The 14,099-nt window shown below is 61.5% G+C and carries 13 protein-coding genes and 1 tRNA gene; 6 read left to right on the forward strand and 8 right to left on the reverse strand.

Annotated features, from left to right (window positions below; all coding sequences use genetic code 11):
• Positions 1 to 12: 12 nt before the first annotated feature.
• A tRNA-Ala gene (locus tag IEX53_RS09430) sits at positions 13 to 88 on the reverse strand.
• 184 nt (positions 89 to 272) lie between these two features.
• Between IEX53_RS09430 and IEX53_RS09435 the strand changes: the two genes are divergently transcribed.
• The gene (locus tag IEX53_RS09435) at positions 273 to 563 is read left to right on the forward strand and encodes a YggT family protein (protein ID WP_188823760.1); all 291 of its coding nucleotides are present in this window, start codon (positions 273 to 275) and stop codon (positions 561 to 563) included.
• Positions 533 to 883 (forward strand): DUF167 family protein, encoded by a 351-nt coding sequence (locus tag IEX53_RS09440; protein WP_188823762.1) that lies wholly within the window; start codon positions 533 to 535, stop codon positions 881 to 883. The genes IEX53_RS09435 and IEX53_RS09440 overlap by 31 nt, the downstream gene beginning before the upstream one ends.
• Positions 884 to 938: 55 nt before the next feature.
• Here IEX53_RS09440 and ppa read toward each other — a convergent pair whose 3' ends face one another.
• The 4 genes from ppa to mgtE all read right to left on the reverse strand — a co-directional run bounded on the left by ppa (position 939) and on the right by mgtE (position 5,725).
• The gene (ppa, locus tag IEX53_RS09445) at positions 939 to 1,478 is read right to left on the reverse strand and encodes an inorganic diphosphatase (RefSeq protein WP_188823764.1); all 540 of its coding nucleotides are present in this window, start codon (positions 1,476 to 1,478) and stop codon (positions 939 to 941) included.
• A gap of 103 nt (positions 1,479 to 1,581) precedes the next feature.
• The gene (locus IEX53_RS09450) at positions 1,582 to 2,088 is read right to left on the reverse strand and encodes a GNAT family N-acetyltransferase (RefSeq protein ID WP_188823766.1); all 507 of its coding nucleotides are present in this window, start codon (positions 2,086 to 2,088) and stop codon (positions 1,582 to 1,584) included.
• Between the two features lie 147 nt (positions 2,089 to 2,235).
• Positions 2,236 to 4,068 (reverse strand): translational GTPase TypA, encoded by a 1,833-nt coding sequence (gene typA, locus IEX53_RS09455; RefSeq protein ID WP_188823768.1) that lies wholly within the window; start codon positions 4,066 to 4,068, stop codon positions 2,236 to 2,238.
• Positions 4,069 to 4,324: 256 nt separating this feature from the next.
• Positions 4,325 to 5,725, reverse strand: a complete 1,401-nt coding sequence (gene mgtE, locus IEX53_RS09460) for a magnesium transporter (RefSeq protein ID WP_188823770.1) — start codon at positions 5,723 to 5,725, stop codon at positions 4,325 to 4,327.
• Between the two features lie 288 nt (positions 5,726 to 6,013).
• Between mgtE and IEX53_RS09465 the strand changes: the two genes are divergently transcribed.
• Both IEX53_RS09465 and IEX53_RS09470 read left to right on the forward strand, forming a co-directional pair.
• Positions 6,014 to 8,080, forward strand: a complete 2,067-nt coding sequence (locus tag IEX53_RS09465) for a M3 family metallopeptidase (RefSeq protein ID WP_188823772.1) — start codon at positions 6,014 to 6,016, stop codon at positions 8,078 to 8,080.
• A 58-nt stretch (positions 8,081 to 8,138) separates the two neighbouring features.
• Complete coding sequence (locus IEX53_RS09470) at positions 8,139 to 9,188, forward strand: bifunctional transcriptional activator/DNA repair enzyme AdaA (protein WP_188823774.1); 1,050 nt, start codon at positions 8,139 to 8,141, stop codon at positions 9,186 to 9,188.
• A gap of 64 nt (positions 9,189 to 9,252) precedes the next feature.
• Here the strand turns inward: IEX53_RS09470 and IEX53_RS09475 are convergent, their stop codons facing one another.
• Positions 9,253 to 11,142 (reverse strand): MFS transporter, encoded by a 1,890-nt coding sequence (locus tag IEX53_RS09475; protein WP_188823775.1) that lies wholly within the window; start codon positions 11,140 to 11,142, stop codon positions 9,253 to 9,255.
• A 440-nt stretch (positions 11,143 to 11,582) separates the two neighbouring features.
• On the opposite strand from IEX53_RS09475, the gene IEX53_RS09480 reads away from it, so the two are divergent.
• Complete coding sequence (locus IEX53_RS09480; protein ID WP_188823782.1) at positions 11,583 to 12,617, forward strand: aspartate-semialdehyde dehydrogenase; 1,035 nt, start codon at positions 11,583 to 11,585, stop codon at positions 12,615 to 12,617.
• Between the two features lie 81 nt (positions 12,618 to 12,698).
• Here IEX53_RS09480 and IEX53_RS09485 read toward each other — a convergent pair whose 3' ends face one another.
• Together IEX53_RS09485 and leuD are read right to left on the reverse strand one after the other, a co-directional pair.
• On the reverse strand, positions 12,699 to 13,121 hold the full coding sequence (locus IEX53_RS09485; RefSeq protein ID WP_188823784.1) for a metallopeptidase family protein: 423 nt from the start codon (positions 13,119 to 13,121) through the stop codon (positions 12,699 to 12,701).
• Positions 13,122 to 13,162: 41 nt separating this feature from the next.
• On the reverse strand, positions 13,163 to 13,768 hold the full coding sequence (gene leuD, locus IEX53_RS09490) for a 3-isopropylmalate dehydratase small subunit (protein WP_188823786.1): 606 nt from the start codon (positions 13,766 to 13,768) through the stop codon (positions 13,163 to 13,165).
• A 101-nt stretch (positions 13,769 to 13,869) separates the two neighbouring features.
• Here leuD and IEX53_RS09495 point away from each other — a divergent pair, with 101 nt between their 5' ends.
• Complete coding sequence (locus IEX53_RS09495) at positions 13,870 to 14,076, forward strand: DUF1737 domain-containing protein (RefSeq protein ID WP_188823788.1); 207 nt, start codon at positions 13,870 to 13,872, stop codon at positions 14,074 to 14,076.
• Positions 14,077 to 14,099 lie beyond the last annotated feature (23 nt).

The following is a 14,099-nucleotide window of genomic DNA, read 5'->3' on the forward strand; positions in this document are numbered from 1 at the left end:
GGATGGAAACATTGGTGGAGCTGAGGGGGATCGAACCCCTGACCTCGTCATTGCGAACGACGCGCTCTCCCAGCTGAGCTACAGCCCCGTCCACCGATGCGAGCGGCATTTAGAGGCGACAAAGGGGGGATGTCAAGGGAAAGTGAGCTTGGGAAAACATGTCCGGGAAGGAAAACGCAGAAGGGCGACATCATTCGGTAAGCCTGCCATCCGATTGATCTTGTTCTCGCATTCCGCAAAAGGTACAAGTCGGGGACTTGAAGGAGATATCCATGCTTGCGCTGCTTCGCACCATCGACCTCGCGCTCGACATCTTTACCTGGATCATCATCGCCTCGGCGGTGTTTTCCTGGCTCTATGCCTTCAATGTCATCAATTCCAGCAACCGCTTCGTGGCCTCGGTCGGAGATTTCCTCTACCGGGTGACCGAGCCGGCGCTGCGCCCGATACGCCGCATCCTGCCCGATCTGGGCGGGATCGATATTTCCCCGATCATCCTGCTTCTCATCATCTTCTTTATCCGCCAGCTGCTGTGGACGACCATCGCGCCCATGTTGCTGTGAGCGACGGCTTCTTTCGCCCGGAGAAGGACGGCGTTACGCTTTTCGTGCGGCTGACGCCGAAATCCTCAAAGGATGCGGTGGAGGGCGTGGGCGAGCAATCGGACGGGCGGCGCTATCTCAACGCCCGTGTGCGCGCCGTGCCGGAAGATGGAAAAGCCAACAAGGCGCTGGTAAAGCTCCTGGCGAAGACGCTTGATGTCGCCGGCGCCGGCGTGGCGGTCGTCGCGGGCGCGACATCCCGGCTGAAGCAGATAAAGATAGAGGGCGATCCAGCGGTGCTGGCTGAAAAGCTTCAAGCTTTGGCTCTCGATAAAGCCTGAAAAGCAAAAAGCCCGTCGCTGGGGACGGGCTTTGTCAATTTCGGCTGATTTCCGATCAGGCCGCCTTCACCTTCTTGGCGCGCTCAATCGCCTCGGTGATGAACTGGCGGGCATAGTCTTCATCGCCCCAGTCGCCGATCTTCACCCATTTGCCGGGCTCCAGATCCTTATAGTGCTCGAAGAAATGGGCGATCTGCTGGAGGGTGATTTCCGGCAGGTCGGTGTAGTTGTGCACCTTCTCATAGCGGCGCGTCAGGTGCGGCGAGGGGACGGCGATGATCTTCTCGTCCTTGCCGGAATTGTCTTCCATGATCAGCACGCCGATGGGGCGCACATTGATGACGCAGCCCGGCACCAGTTGGCGCGTATTGCAGACCAGAACGTCGATGGGATCGCCATCCTCGGAAAGCGTGTGCGGCACGAAGCCGTAATTTCCGGGATAGGTCATCGGCGTGTAGAGGAAACGGTCGACGATGAGCGCGCCCGCTTCCTTGTCCATCTCGTACTTGATCGGCTGACCGCCGACCGGCACTTCGACTATGACGTTGATATCTTCGGGGGGATTGGAGCCGATTGAGATAGCATCGATATTCATGGAGGCACCCTTTCGTTTCGCGCCCTGATAACGGGTTTCATAACGCGGCGCAACAAAAACGAAACGGTCGGGAAGCAAGGAAAGGCAGGAGGAGAATACGCCGTTAATTCCAGACGAAGGCGACCTTTTTCAGCGTCTTGCCTTCGAAGCATTCGATGCCTTCGGCGATATCGCGGCCTCCCGCACCGCGATAGAAGGAGAGGGCGAGCGTGTTGTCCTCCAGCGCCCAGACGACGGTGCCGTTGAGCCCGAGATCGGCAAGGCAGCGCCGCGCGGTGCGCAGCAGGCGTCCGCCAAGGCCTATGCCCTGATATTCCGGCTTGATGTAAAGCTCGTAGATCTCGCCCTTCTGTGCGAGCTGGCGGGCCCGGTTGGCGCCGAGGGTGGCATAGCCGACGATATGCCCGCCCGCTTCGGCCACCAGTATCTGCGTGGAAAGCCGGATGGCGCGCGCCCACCATTCCGCGCGGCGGCGCTCCAGCATGGCGTTGAGCGCCCGCGCCGGAATGATCCCGGCATAAGCGCCTCGCCAGGCTTCATGGTGCACATCCGCGATCGCAGTCGCATCATCGAGGACGGCACGTCTTATATCGATGGTCAGCGTCGTCATGAGGCCAAGCATGCCGCAGGAGGCGATTGGCGGCAAGTGGCGAGGAGAGGGCAATCCCCAGATGTGATGAAACCCGGATTAAGATGAAAGGATGAATTGCCGGAAATAAAAACGGCGCCCGAGGGCGCCGTTGGATGGTTTCTGGCCTTATGCCGCGCCGGGGTTGCGGCTCTTCTCGAAGCGCTTGCGCTCGTTCGGGTCGAGATACATCTTGCGCAGGCGGATGGATTTCGGCGTCACTTCCATCAGCTCGTCGTCCTGAATCCAGGAAAGCGCGCGGTCGAGGGTCATGCGGATCGGCGGGGTCAGCTTCACGGCCTCGTCCTTGCCGGCGGCGCGGATGTTGGTGAGCTGCTTGCCCTTCAAAACATTCACTTCCAGATCGTTGTCACGCGAGTGAACGCCGATGATCATGCCCTGATAGACCTTGTCGCCCGGCTCGATGATCATGGGGCCACGGTCTTCCAGGTTGAACATGGCGTAGGCAACCGCTTCGCCAGCGCCATTGGAGAGCAGCACGCCGTTGATGCGCCCGCCGATCTGGCCCTTATAGGGCTGATAATCGTGGAACAGGCGGTTCATGATCGCCGTGCCGCGCGTATCGGTCAAAAGTTCCGACTGGTAGCCGATAAGGCCGCGCGTCGGAGCATAGAAGCGCAGGCGGACGCGATTGCCGCCGGAGGGGCGCAGTTCCACCATCTCGCCTTTGCGCTCGGACATCTTCTGCACGACGACGCCGGAATGTTCCTCGTCGACGTCGATCACGACCTCCTCGATCGGCTCCATCAGCGTGCCGTTCTCGTCCTTGTGCATGACGACGCGCGGACGCGAGACGGCGAGCTCGAAGCCTTCGCGGCGCATGGTCTCGATGAGAACAGCGAGCTGCAATTCGCCGCGGCCGGAGACGTAGAAGGAATCCTTGCCCTCGGCTTCCTCGATCTTGAGCGCGACATTGCCCTCGGCCTCCTTGAGCAGGCGGTCGCGGATGACGCGGCTCGTCACCTTGTCGCCTTCGGTGCCGGCAAGCGGGCTGTCATTGACGATGAAGGACATGGTGACCGTCGGCGGGTCGATGGGCTGGGCGTGCAGCGCTTCGGTGACGGAGGGATCGCAGAACGTATCGGCGACCGTACCCTTGGAAAGTCCGGCGATCGCGACGATATCGCCCGCGTGCGCTTCCTCGATAGGGGTGCGTTCGATGCCGCGGAAAGCCAGAATCTTGGAGATTCGGCCCTGCTCGATGAGCTTGCCGTCCTGGCCCAGCACCTTGACTGGCTGGTTCGGCTTGATCGAGCCGGAATGGATGCGGCCCGTGATGATGCGCCCTAGGAAGGGATTGGCTTCCAGGATGGTGCCGATCATGCGGAACGCGCCGTCTTCGTCGCCGACATCAGGCTCCGGAACATGTTTCAGGACGAGGTCCAGCAGCGGCGCGAGGCCCTGGTCCTTCGGCCCTTCCGGATTGAAATTCATCCAGCCGTCGCGGCCCGAGCCGTAGAGGATCGGGAAATCGAGCTGCTCGTCGGTGGCGTCGAGATTGGCGAAGAGGTCGAACACCTCGTTGATGACTTCCTCGTGCCGGCCATCCGGGCGGTCGATCTTGTTGATGGCGACGATTGGCTTGAGGCCGACCTTCAACGCCTTGCCGACCACGAATTTGGTCTGAGGCATCGGGCCTTCGGAGGCATCGACGAGCACGATGGCGCCATCCACCATCGAGAGGATACGCTCGACCTCGCCGCCGAAATCGGCGTGGCCCGGGGTATCGACGATGTTGATGCGCACGCCCTTCCACTCGACCGAAGTGGCCTTGGCGAGAATGGTGATGCCGCGTTCCTTTTCCAGATCGTTCGAATCCATGACGCGCTCGGCAACGCGCTGGTTCTCGCGGAACGAGCCGGACTGTTTCAGAAGCTCATCGACGAGGGTGGTCTTCCCATGGTCGACGTGAGCGATGATCGCGATGTTGCGCAACTGCATGTGGGGTCACTTCTAATGATTGAAAGTTGAGACGCCCGCTTCGAGCGATCGCCGTTTGCGGCGGTGCATACAGGTTTTTCCGCGTTTGCGAAAGGGGGGACGCGCCTTTCCCTCCCCCTTGCGGGGAGGGTGGCCCGAAGGGTCGGGTGGGGGTGGTGACGGTTTCGCTTCAACGTGCAATCGCAGCGCGCTGCCTTTACCACCCCCATCCGCCCGCTATGCGGGCACCTTCCCCGCAAGGGGGAAGGAGGGTGCACTACAATAGCGTGCCGGAGAGGATAACCATCGCTACTGAAAAATAGATGACAAGCCCTGTGACATCCACCAGCGTGGCGACAAAAGGCGCCGATGCGCTCGCCGGGTCGAAGCCGAGCTTCTGGAGAATGAAGGGCAGCATCGAGCCCGCAAGGGAGCCGAAGGTGACGATGGCGACCAGGGCGGTGGCGACGGCGGCGGCGATCAGCATCCAGTGCGGTCCATAATCGTAGAAGCCGAGCTCTTGCCAGGCGGCGATGCGGATGAGGCAGATGACGCCCAGGAGCGCGCCGAGCGCGACGCCGGTGGGCAGTTCCCGCAGCGCCACCTTCCACCAGTCGCGCAATTTCACATCCTGCAGCGCCAGGGCGCGGATCAGGAGCGAAGTCGCCTGAGAGCCGGAATTGCCGCCCGAGCTCATCACCAGCGGGATGAACAGTGACAGCACCACGGCCTTCGCGATCTCGCCCTCGAAATGCTGCATGGCGCTTGCCGTCAGCATTTCGCTGAGGAACAGGACCGAGAGCCAGCCGCCGCGCTTCTTGATCATCTCGCGGAAGCCGATTTCCATATAGGGCTTGTCGATGGCTTCGAGGCCGCCGAACTTATAGGCGTCCTCGGTCGCCTCGTGGGTCATGGCGTCGAGCACGTCATCGACGGTGACGATGCCGATGACGCGGTTGCCCTCGTCCACGACTGGCACGGCGAGAAGATCATGCTTGCGAAACAGCCGCGCCACGTCCTCGCGGTCGGTGAGCGGCGATATGGCGACCGGATTGCCGTCGCGGCTGATGGAGGCGATGGAGGCGTCCGGTTCGCTGGTGATGAGGCGGCGCAGGGTGACGACATGCTCCAGCACTTTCGTGCGGGGATCGACCACATAGATGGCATAGATGGTTTCCCGCGAGCGCTCCACCTCGCGGACATATTGCAGCGTCCGCGAAACGGTCCAACTGGCGGGAACGGCGATGAACTCAGTGGTCATCAGGCTGCCGGCGGTATCGGGCGGGAAGCCCAGCAGCGTTTTCAGCGCGGCCCGGGTTTCCGGGGCCAGCACGGTGAAAAGTCGGGTGCGGAGGGGCTCGTCCAGTTCCTGGAAAATATCTGTGGCGCGGTCCGCTGACATGGCGTCGAGCAGGCTGCCCGCCTGGTTGAGCGGCAAATTCTCGAAAATCTCATCGGTCCGGCGCAATTCGGGCCGGTCGAGCAGATCCACGGCCTGCTCTGGCCGCATATGCTCGATGGCGGCGATGGCGTCGTCGATATCGAGGTCATTCAGGACTTCGATCGCGTCGCCCGGGTTCATCCGGGCCAGATGCTGGGCGATCGCCACCGCCGGGAGAGCGGCAATATCAGGGATTTCCGGGGTGTTGACGTCCGGGGAGAAGCTCTTGGGGGTCATCGGTTCGCCTTTCCGTCGATCCGCCGTCATGGGCAGGATCGTGACAAACCGGTTTGCAAGCGGTCAGATCACGGCTGCCGATGACGGCTGGGACAATCGACTGTAACTGTCGCTTGGCATTGTGAGTTGAACTCCGTTACGAAACCGCCACTGCGGGAGAATGCAGCAACGCTGGCCATGATTTGCTGCCGCAGCCCGCAGAAGTCAAGGGCCGCTTCCCTTGTGCCTTTGCTTTCAGCGGCTTAGATAAAAGCACCCGCCTTACTCTACCCATTGGAGTCCCAGCCCATGTCCAGCACGAAAGCCGCCGTCAATCCTGCCCTCACCGACTGGAAGGGGCCGCTCGGGCTTGCCGATTTCACCGCCTTTTCCGACGAGGATTTCGCCCCGGCCTTCGAGGCGGCATTGGCGCAGGACACGGCCGAGATCGAGGCGATCGCTTCAAACGGTGAGACGCCCGATATCGAGAATACGCTGAAGACGCTGCAACTGGCCGGCAAGGCATTGCAGCACGTCTCCGCCATTTTCTGGCTGCGGGCAGGCGCGCATACCAATGAAACAATCCAGAAGCTGGAGCGGGAGATCGCGCCGAAGCTATCGCGGCACTATTCGAAAATCATGATGGACGCTCGGCTGTTCGCTCGCATCGATGCGCTTTACGAGGCGCGCGATACGCTGGGTCTCGACGCCGAAACGCTGCGGGTGCTGGAAAAAAGCTGGAAGCGCTTCGTTCGCAGCGGCGCGAAACTGGACGAGAAGGGCAAGGCGCGGCTTGCCGATATCAACGAGAAGTTGGCGGCGCTGGGCGCTCAGTTCGGCCAGAACGTGCTGAAGGACGAGGCCGATTGGGCGCTCATCATCACCGATGAGGCGGATCTGGCGGGCTTGCCGGATTTCGTGCGTCAGGCTATGCGCGGCGCGGCGGAGGAGCGTGGGCATCCGGATGCCTGGGCGGTGACGCTGGCGCGGGCGGTGATCGAGCCATTCCTCTCCTTCTCGCAAAACCGCGCCCTGCGTGAAAAGGCGTTCCAAGCATGGGCAAAGCGCGGTGAGAATGGCGGCGCATCGGACAATTGCGCCATCGTGGCCGAAACGGTCGCCTTGCGCGCTGAAAAGGCGAAACTGCTCGGATATGAGAGCTTCGCCGCCTATAAGCTCGACGACACTATGGCCAAGACGCCGGAAGCGGTGATGGGGCTGCTCGAGCCCGTCTGGGACAAGGCGCGGGCGCGGGCGGCGGAAGAAGAGGCCGAGCTGCAAAGGTTGATCGCCGCGGAGGGCGGCAATCACAAGGTCGCGCCGTGGGACTGGCGCTATTATGCGGAGAAGCGCCGGGCGGAATTGTTCGCTTTCGACGAGGTGGAGCTGAAGCCCTATCTGCAGTTGGAAAAGATCATCGAGGCGTGTTTTGCCGTCGCGACCCGGTTGTTCGGCCTGCAGTTCGAGGAGAAGAAGGGCGTTCCCACCTGGCACCCGGATGTGCGGGTATGGGAAGTGAAGAACCCGGATGGCAGCCGTCGCGGTCTGTTTCTGGGCGATTATTTCGCCCGTCAATCGAAGCGGTCGGGCGCGTGGATGAGTGCGCTGCAATCGCAGCACAAGCTGAGTGATAGTCAAGATGGGGGCGGCGCGGAGCCGATCATCTACAACGTGATGAATTTCGCCAAGCCGCCCAAGGGCGAGCCGGCGCTGCTCTCGGTCGACGGCGCGCGTACCCTGTTCCACGAATTCGGCCACGCGCTGCATGGGCTGCTTTCCGATGTGACATGGCCGTCGGTTGCCGGCACCGCCGTGTCGCGCGATTTCGTCGAGCTGCCATCGCAGCTTTACGAGCATTGGCTGACCGTGCCGGAAGTGCTGGAAAAATATGCGCTGCATTATGCTACCAACGAGCCGATGCCGAAGGCGCTGCTCGACAAGATGCTGGCGGCGAAGACGTTCAATGCCGGGTTCGACACGGTGGAGTTCACCGCTTCGGCGCTGGTGGACATGGCGTTCCACGCCAGCGGCGAGCCGGTTGCCGACCCGCTCGCCTTCGAGGCGGAGACGCTGAAGAAGCTCAATATGCCCGACGCCATCATCATGCGTCACCGCACGCCGCATTTCACCCATGTGTTCTCGGGCGATGGCTATTCGGCCGGGTATTATTCCTACATGTGGTCGGAAGTGCTCGACGCCGACGCCTTCAGCGCCTTCGAGGAAACGGGCGATGCGTTCAACCCGGAACTCGCAGCGCGGCTGAAGCAATATATCTATTCCGCAGGCGGCTCGCGCGATCCGGAAGAGCTTTACAAGGCCTTCCGCGGGAAGATGCCGACGCCGGATGCGATGATTGCGAAAAGAGGGTTGGGGTGAGTTAATAACTGCCCGATTTCCGGCTGTAATTTCCGGCTCAGCCGCTAAGAATAGCGGCATGCTGTTCACGTTCCCTGATCCAGATACACTTTACGACGCGCTTCTCGCCCGTGGTGGCTCCTATGAGGGCCGGGCTTATGTCGGCGTTACCTCCACCGGCATTTTCTGCCGACTGACCTGCCCGGCGCGGAAGCCGAAGCGCGAGAATTGCCGCTTCTTCGCGACGGTGGCCGAATGCATGGCCGCGGGGTTCCGCGCTTGCAAGAGATGCCATCCGCTCCAGCCCGCCGCTGAAGCCGACCCTGCCGTGAAGAAACTGCTCGACGCGCTCGAAGCCGATCCGGTCAGGCGCTGGAGCGAGGACGCCGTTGCGCGCATGGGGCTCGATCCCTCGACCGTCCGCCGCAGCTTCCGCCGCCATTTCGGCATGACCTTTCTGGAAATGGCGCGGCAGGAGCGGCTGCGCCACGGCTTTCAGGCGCTGGCCGATGGCGCGCGGGTTATCGACGCGCAGATCGATGCGGGCTTCGAATCGCCCGAAGCCTTCCGCAACGCCTTCGCCCGCATTCTCGGCCTGCCGCCCGCGCAGCTTCGCAAGGGCAGCCTGCTGCGCGCCGACTGGATCAGGACGCCGCTCGGCACCATGATCGCTGTCTGCGATGCGAATAGCCTGCACCTGCTGGAGTTCGCCGACCGCAAGGCGCTGCCGGCGGAACTGAAAAAACTCCACGCCGCCTGCCGGGGCGATATCGGCATCGGCCGTTTTGCGACCCATGATCTGGTTGAGAACCAGTTGAACGAGTTCTTCACCGGTCGCTCCGCCGCGTTTGATCTGCCGCTCACCATGCATGGCACCGCGTTCACGCAAGGCGTATGGCGGGAATTGCAACGGATCGGCGCAGGGGAAACACGCAGCTACAGCGAAATCGCCCAAACCATCGGCAAGCCGCTGGCAGTGCGCGCGGTGGCAAGGGCCAATGGCTCGAACCAGATCGCCATCATCATTCCCTGCCATCGCGTCATCGGCGCGGACGGCTCGCTGACAGGTTATGGCGGTGGCCTCTGGCGCAAGCAGAAGCTGATCGAGATCGAAGCGCAGTATAGATAAACAGGGATTCAAAAGGAAAACGCCGCCCCTTTGGAGCGGCGTCTTTGTATGGGAGAGGCGGCGATCAATCCACCTTGTGCAAATCCACATTCTTGGTGTCACGCACGAAGATGATGCCGACGATGAAGCTCATCGCGGCGATGATGATCGGGTACCAGAGGCCGTAATAGATATCGCCCTGGGCGGCACTGAGGGCGAATACCGTCGCCGGAAGCAGGCCGCCGAACCAGCCATTGCCGATATGGTAGGGCAGCGACATGCCGGTGTAGCGGATGCGAGTCGGGAACATCTCCACGAGAATGGCGGCGATGGGTCCGTAGACCATGGTGACGTAGATCACGAGGATCGTCAGGATGGCGATGGTCAGCGGCCAGTTGATGGCGTCAGGGTCGGCGACCATCTTGAACGCGCCGCCATTCGGGATGGTGTAGACCGCCTGGTCCGCATTGCCGGCCGCTTCGGCTTCCGCCGGAGTGAGTAGTTTGCTCTTGACCAGGTCCGCCGCCGGCACCATCGCCTTTTCACCGGCGCGGACGGCATTGACGTCAAGGTTCAGTTCCGGATTGGCGGCCGCGAAGGCGTCGAGCTTGGAATCCGGCACCTTGGCTGCATCGCGCACCAGCGGGAAGCCGGCTTTCTGCAGGGCCAGATTCATGTCGTGGCCGAACTTGGCCGCCGCGCCCGCCGTCCCTGCGCCGGACGTCGCCGCGTCATAGGACGTGACGGTCGCATCGCCGATCTTGACGGTTGCGGGCGAACCTGCCGGCCCCGGCACGATTTCGTAAGGCACAGAGGATTTCGACAGGAACGCCGTGGCGATGTCGCACGAATTGGTGAACTTCGAAGTGCCGGTCGGATTGAACTGGAAGGTGCAATCCCCCGGAGCCGCCGTCACCGACGCCTTGATCGTCTGCTCGGCCTGGGCCAGTGCCGGATTCGCGGCGTAAGTCAGCGCCTTGAACAGCGGGAAATAGGTCAGCGCTGCCAGCAGCAGGCCCGCCATGATGATCGGCTTGCGGCCGATCTTGTCCGACAGCCAGCCGAAGAAGACGAAGAAGCCGGTGCCGAGGAGAAGCGAGATCGCGACCATGATATTGGCCGACTCGTTCTCCACCTTCAGCACGTTCTGCAGGAAGAACAGGGCGTAGAACTGGCCGCAATACCACACCACGGCCTGGCCGGCGGTGAGGCCGAAAAGCGCGATCAGCGCGATCTTGGCGTTCTTCCACTGGCCGAAGGCTTCCGACAGCGGCGCCTTGGAGCCCTTGCCCTCCTCCTTCATGCGCTTGAAGGCGGGCGATTCGTTCATCTGCAGGCGGATCCAGACGGATATGCCGAGCAGCAGCACCGAGACGAGGAACGGAATGCGCCAGCCCCAATCGGCAAAGGCTTCCTTGCTCATGCTGTTCTGGATGATGAGGATGACAATCAGCGACAGGAACAGGCCGAGCGTTGCCGTGGTCTGGATCCAGGATGTGAAGAAGCCGCGCCGGTTGTTGGGCGCGTGTTCCGCCACGTAAGTTGCCGCGCCGCCATATTCGCCGCCGAGCGCCAGGCCCTGCAGCATGCGCAGGACGATCAGGATGATCGGCGCGAGAATGCCCAGCGTCGCCGAGCCGGGCAGAAGGCCGACCAGGAAGGTCGATGCGCCCATGATGACGATGGTGACGAGGAAGGTGTACTTACGCCCGACGAGATCGCCGAGCCGCCCGAACACCAGCGCGCCGAAGGGACGCACGAGAAAGCCCGCCGCGAAGGCAAGCAGCACGAAGATGTTGCGCGTCGTTTCAGGATATTGGCTGAAGAAGGCCGCGCCGATGAAGCTGGCGAGCGTGCCGTAGAGATAGAAATCGTACCATTCGAAAACGGTGCCGAGCGACGAGGCGAAAATAACTTTCTTCTCCTCGCGCGTCATTTTCTGCGCGCCGACATCGGCGCTTGCGGTCATAGTCATGATGTGTCCTCCCAGACAGCATGAACAGCGAAAACACGCGAGGCATCTGGATCCTCCAGCCGAACGCTTCGCGATATACGTGCGCATCATGCCTGCAAACGCGCTGTTGGGGCAGTATTCTTTAGTCTAAGAAAGCGTTTAGATTTGCAGGCTCCGGCAATTGACTCTTAATTAAAACGGGATAGAACCATTGCCGGACAAGGAGAACCCCCTCGTGCTTCGGCTCTCAGCAGCGCCAGCTAAGTCTCATCGTTCCGGCTTTTTCGCCGGATGCGGGCGCTTGTTCTCCCTCTCCACCATGGCCAAAACGATGAAAACGACCACGAAAACGGTCTGATTTCCCTTGGCCTGCTCACCCTCTCCCGGGTCCGGCCCGGGGAGGAAAACCCGAATGGCCGCCGGGTTTCTTCAAGAGAAGCGGAGAGGGACAGGAGAAAACAATGGGTTTCAAGATTGCTGTTGTCGGCGCCACGGGCAATGTGGGCCGCGAAATGCTCAATATCCTCGAAGAACGCGGCTTTCCCGCCGATGAGGTGGTGGCGCTCGCCTCGCGCCGCAGCCAGGGCACGGAAGTGTCTTATGGCGACCGGACGCTGAAGGTTCAGGCGCTCGACAATTACGATTTCTCCGACACGGATATCTGCCTGATGTCGGCGGGGGGCACGGTTTCCAAGGAATGGTCGCCGAAGATCGGCGCGCAGGGCTGCGTCGTCATCGACAATTCCTCGGCCTGGCGCTACGATTCCGACGTGCCGTTGATCGTGCCGGAAGTGAACCCCGACGCCATCGACGGCTTCCGCAAGCGCAACATCATCGCCAATCCCAATTGCTCGACGGCGCAGCTCGTCGTGGCGTTGAAGCCGCTGCACGATGCGGCCACCATCAAGCGCGTCGTCGTCGCGACTTACCAGTCGGTTTCCGGCGCGGGCAAGGAAGGCATGGACGAGCTTTTCGAGCAGTCGCGCGCTGTCTTCGTCGCCGATCCCATCACCACGAAGAAGTTCACCAAGCGCATCGCCTTCAACGTCATCCCGCATATCGATGTCTTCATGGAAGACGGCTACACCAAGGAAGAATGGAAGATGGTGGCCGAAACCAAGAAGATCCTTGATCCCAAGATCAAGCTGACCGCCACCGCCGTGCGCGTCCCCGTCTTCATCGGCCATTCCGAGGCGGTCAACATTGAGTTCGAAAAGCCGATCACGGCGGACGAGGCCCGCGACATCCTGCGCGAGGCGCCCGGTTGCCAAGTCATCGACAAGCTGGAGAATGGCGGTTACGTCACCCCCTATGAGGCCGCCGGCGAAGACGCCACCTATATCTCCCGCATCCGCGAGGACATCACGGTGGAAAACGGCCTCGCCATGTGGGTGGTCTCGGACAATCTGCGCAAGGGCGCAGCCCTCAACGCCATCCAGATCGCGGAACTGCTGGTCACGCGCGGCCTGGTGAAGCCGAAGGCGCTGGCGGTCTGAGTAAAAATATTCATTCTATAAAAGCGCCGGCGGGACAGAGGGGGCGCTGTCCCGCCGCGTTTCATTTACTTAGAAACCCGCCTACTCCGCGCTCGCCTCGATCTGCTCCATATCGTCGTCCGACAGCCCGAAATGATGGCCGATTTCGTGAATCAGCACGTGGGAAACGATATCGCCCAGCGTTTCCTCATTCTCCGCCCAGTAGTCGAGAATGGCGCGGCGGTAGAGGGTGATCCGGTTCGGCCCCTCGCCGGTCGCCACCGAAAAGCGCTCGCCGATGCCGCGCCCTTCGAAAAGGCCCAGAAGGTCGAAAGGCGTCTCCAGCCCCATATCGTCAACGATCTGGTCATCAGGGAAATCGGCGACCTGGATGATGATATCGCCGCATAGCTCACGGAAGGGCGCCGGCAGATGCGCATAAGCTTCGATCGCCAGCGACTCCATTTCATCGAGCGAAGGCGAAAACCGTGTAGCCCAATCGCCGGTCAGGTCGGTTCGGGCCATGCTCTTTCCTTTACCACTCAGCGCCTGCGGATGGCCTAGACTCAGGCCCAAGGACGGACTTCGGCGTTTTTCGCCTCGAAGCTGGCAATGCTCGGAGCCTTCTCCATGGTGAGGCCGATATCGTCGAGCCCGTTGAGCAGGCAATGCCGCTTGAAGTCGTCGAGGTCGAACTTGATCGCACCGCCATCCGGCCCGTGAATTTCCTTGGCTTCCAGATCGACCGTCAGCGTCGCATTGGCGCCGCGCGAGGCGTCGTCCATCAGCTTGTCCAGATCTTCCTGGGAGACCGTGATCGGCAGGATGCCGTTCTTGAAGCAGTTATTGTAGAAAATGTCGGCGAACGAGGTCGAGATCACACAGCGGATGCCGAAATCGAGCAGCGCCCAGGGCGCATGTTCGCGCGAGGAGCCGCAGCCGAAATTGTCGCCCGCGACAAGAATCTGCGCGTTGCGATAGGCCGGCTTGTTGAGCACGAAATCGGGATTTTCCGACCCGTCCTCGCGATAGCGCATCTCGGCGAATAGCCCGGTACCGAGCCCCGTGCGCTTGATCGTCTTCAGATAATCCTTCGGAATGATCATATCCGTGTCGACATTGATGATCGGCAGCGGAGCGGCAACGCCGGTGAGCTTGGTAAACTTGTCCATAGGGTTTCCACCTTTCCTTCCCAACCGCAACGCTTTACACCAGCTTGGCGCGGAGTGAAAGCCGGAAAGAACACCCGCGCCTGACCCAAGGGATATGAGACATGAAACTCTACCGCTTCATCACCGGGCCCGACGACGCCCAGTTCTGCCACCGCGTCACCGCCGCCTTGAACAAGGGCTGGCAGCTCCACGGCTCCCCCACCTACGCCTTCAACGCCGCCACAGGCGTCATGCATTGCGGCCAGCCGGTGGTGAAGGAAGTGGAGGGCGTGGAATATACGCCTGACATCAAGCTGGGTGAATATTGACAAACAGAAGGTTTTTCCAGGGG

It is taken from the genome of Paramesorhizobium endophyticum (assembly GCF_014640615.1).
GTDB lineage: Bacteria > Pseudomonadota > Alphaproteobacteria > Rhizobiales > Rhizobiaceae > Paramesorhizobium > Paramesorhizobium endophyticum.

What these genes read in the sequence shown, in the direction of transcription:
- ppa (WP_188823764.1), bottom strand. Translation starts at nt 1,478, where the DNA reads ATGAATATCGATGCTATCTCAATCGGCTCCAATCCCCCCGAAGATATC.
- IEX53_RS09450 (WP_188823766.1), bottom strand. Translation starts at nt 2,088, where the DNA reads ATGACGACGCTGACCATCGATATAAGACGTGCCGTCCTCGATGATGCG.
- typA (WP_188823768.1), bottom strand. Translation starts at nt 4,068, where the DNA reads ATGCAGTTGCGCAACATCGCGATCATCGCTCACGTCGACCATGGGAAG.
- IEX53_RS09470 (WP_188823774.1), top strand. Translation starts at nt 8,139, where the DNA reads ATGCTGTTCACGTTCCCTGATCCAGATACACTTTACGACGCGCTTCTC.
- IEX53_RS09495 (WP_188823788.1), top strand. Translation starts at nt 13,870, where the DNA reads ATGAAACTCTACCGCTTCATCACCGGGCCCGACGACGCCCAGTTCTGC.
- IEX53_RS09485 (WP_188823784.1), bottom strand. Translation starts at nt 13,121, where the DNA reads ATGGCCCGAACCGACCTGACCGGCGATTGGGCTACACGGTTTTCGCCT.
- mgtE (WP_188823770.1), bottom strand. Translation starts at nt 5,725, where the DNA reads ATGACCCCCAAGAGCTTCTCCCCGGACGTCAACACCCCGGAAATCCCT.
- leuD (WP_188823786.1), bottom strand. Translation starts at nt 13,768, where the DNA reads ATGGACAAGTTTACCAAGCTCACCGGCGTTGCCGCTCCGCTGCCGATC.
- IEX53_RS09465 (WP_188823772.1), top strand. Translation starts at nt 6,014, where the DNA reads ATGTCCAGCACGAAAGCCGCCGTCAATCCTGCCCTCACCGACTGGAAG.
- IEX53_RS09480 (WP_188823782.1), top strand. Translation starts at nt 11,583, where the DNA reads ATGGGTTTCAAGATTGCTGTTGTCGGCGCCACGGGCAATGTGGGCCGC.
- IEX53_RS09475 (WP_188823775.1), bottom strand. Translation starts at nt 11,142, where the DNA reads ATGACTATGACCGCAAGCGCCGATGTCGGCGCGCAGAAAATGACGCGC.
- IEX53_RS09435 (WP_188823760.1), top strand. Translation starts at nt 273, where the DNA reads ATGCTTGCGCTGCTTCGCACCATCGACCTCGCGCTCGACATCTTTACC.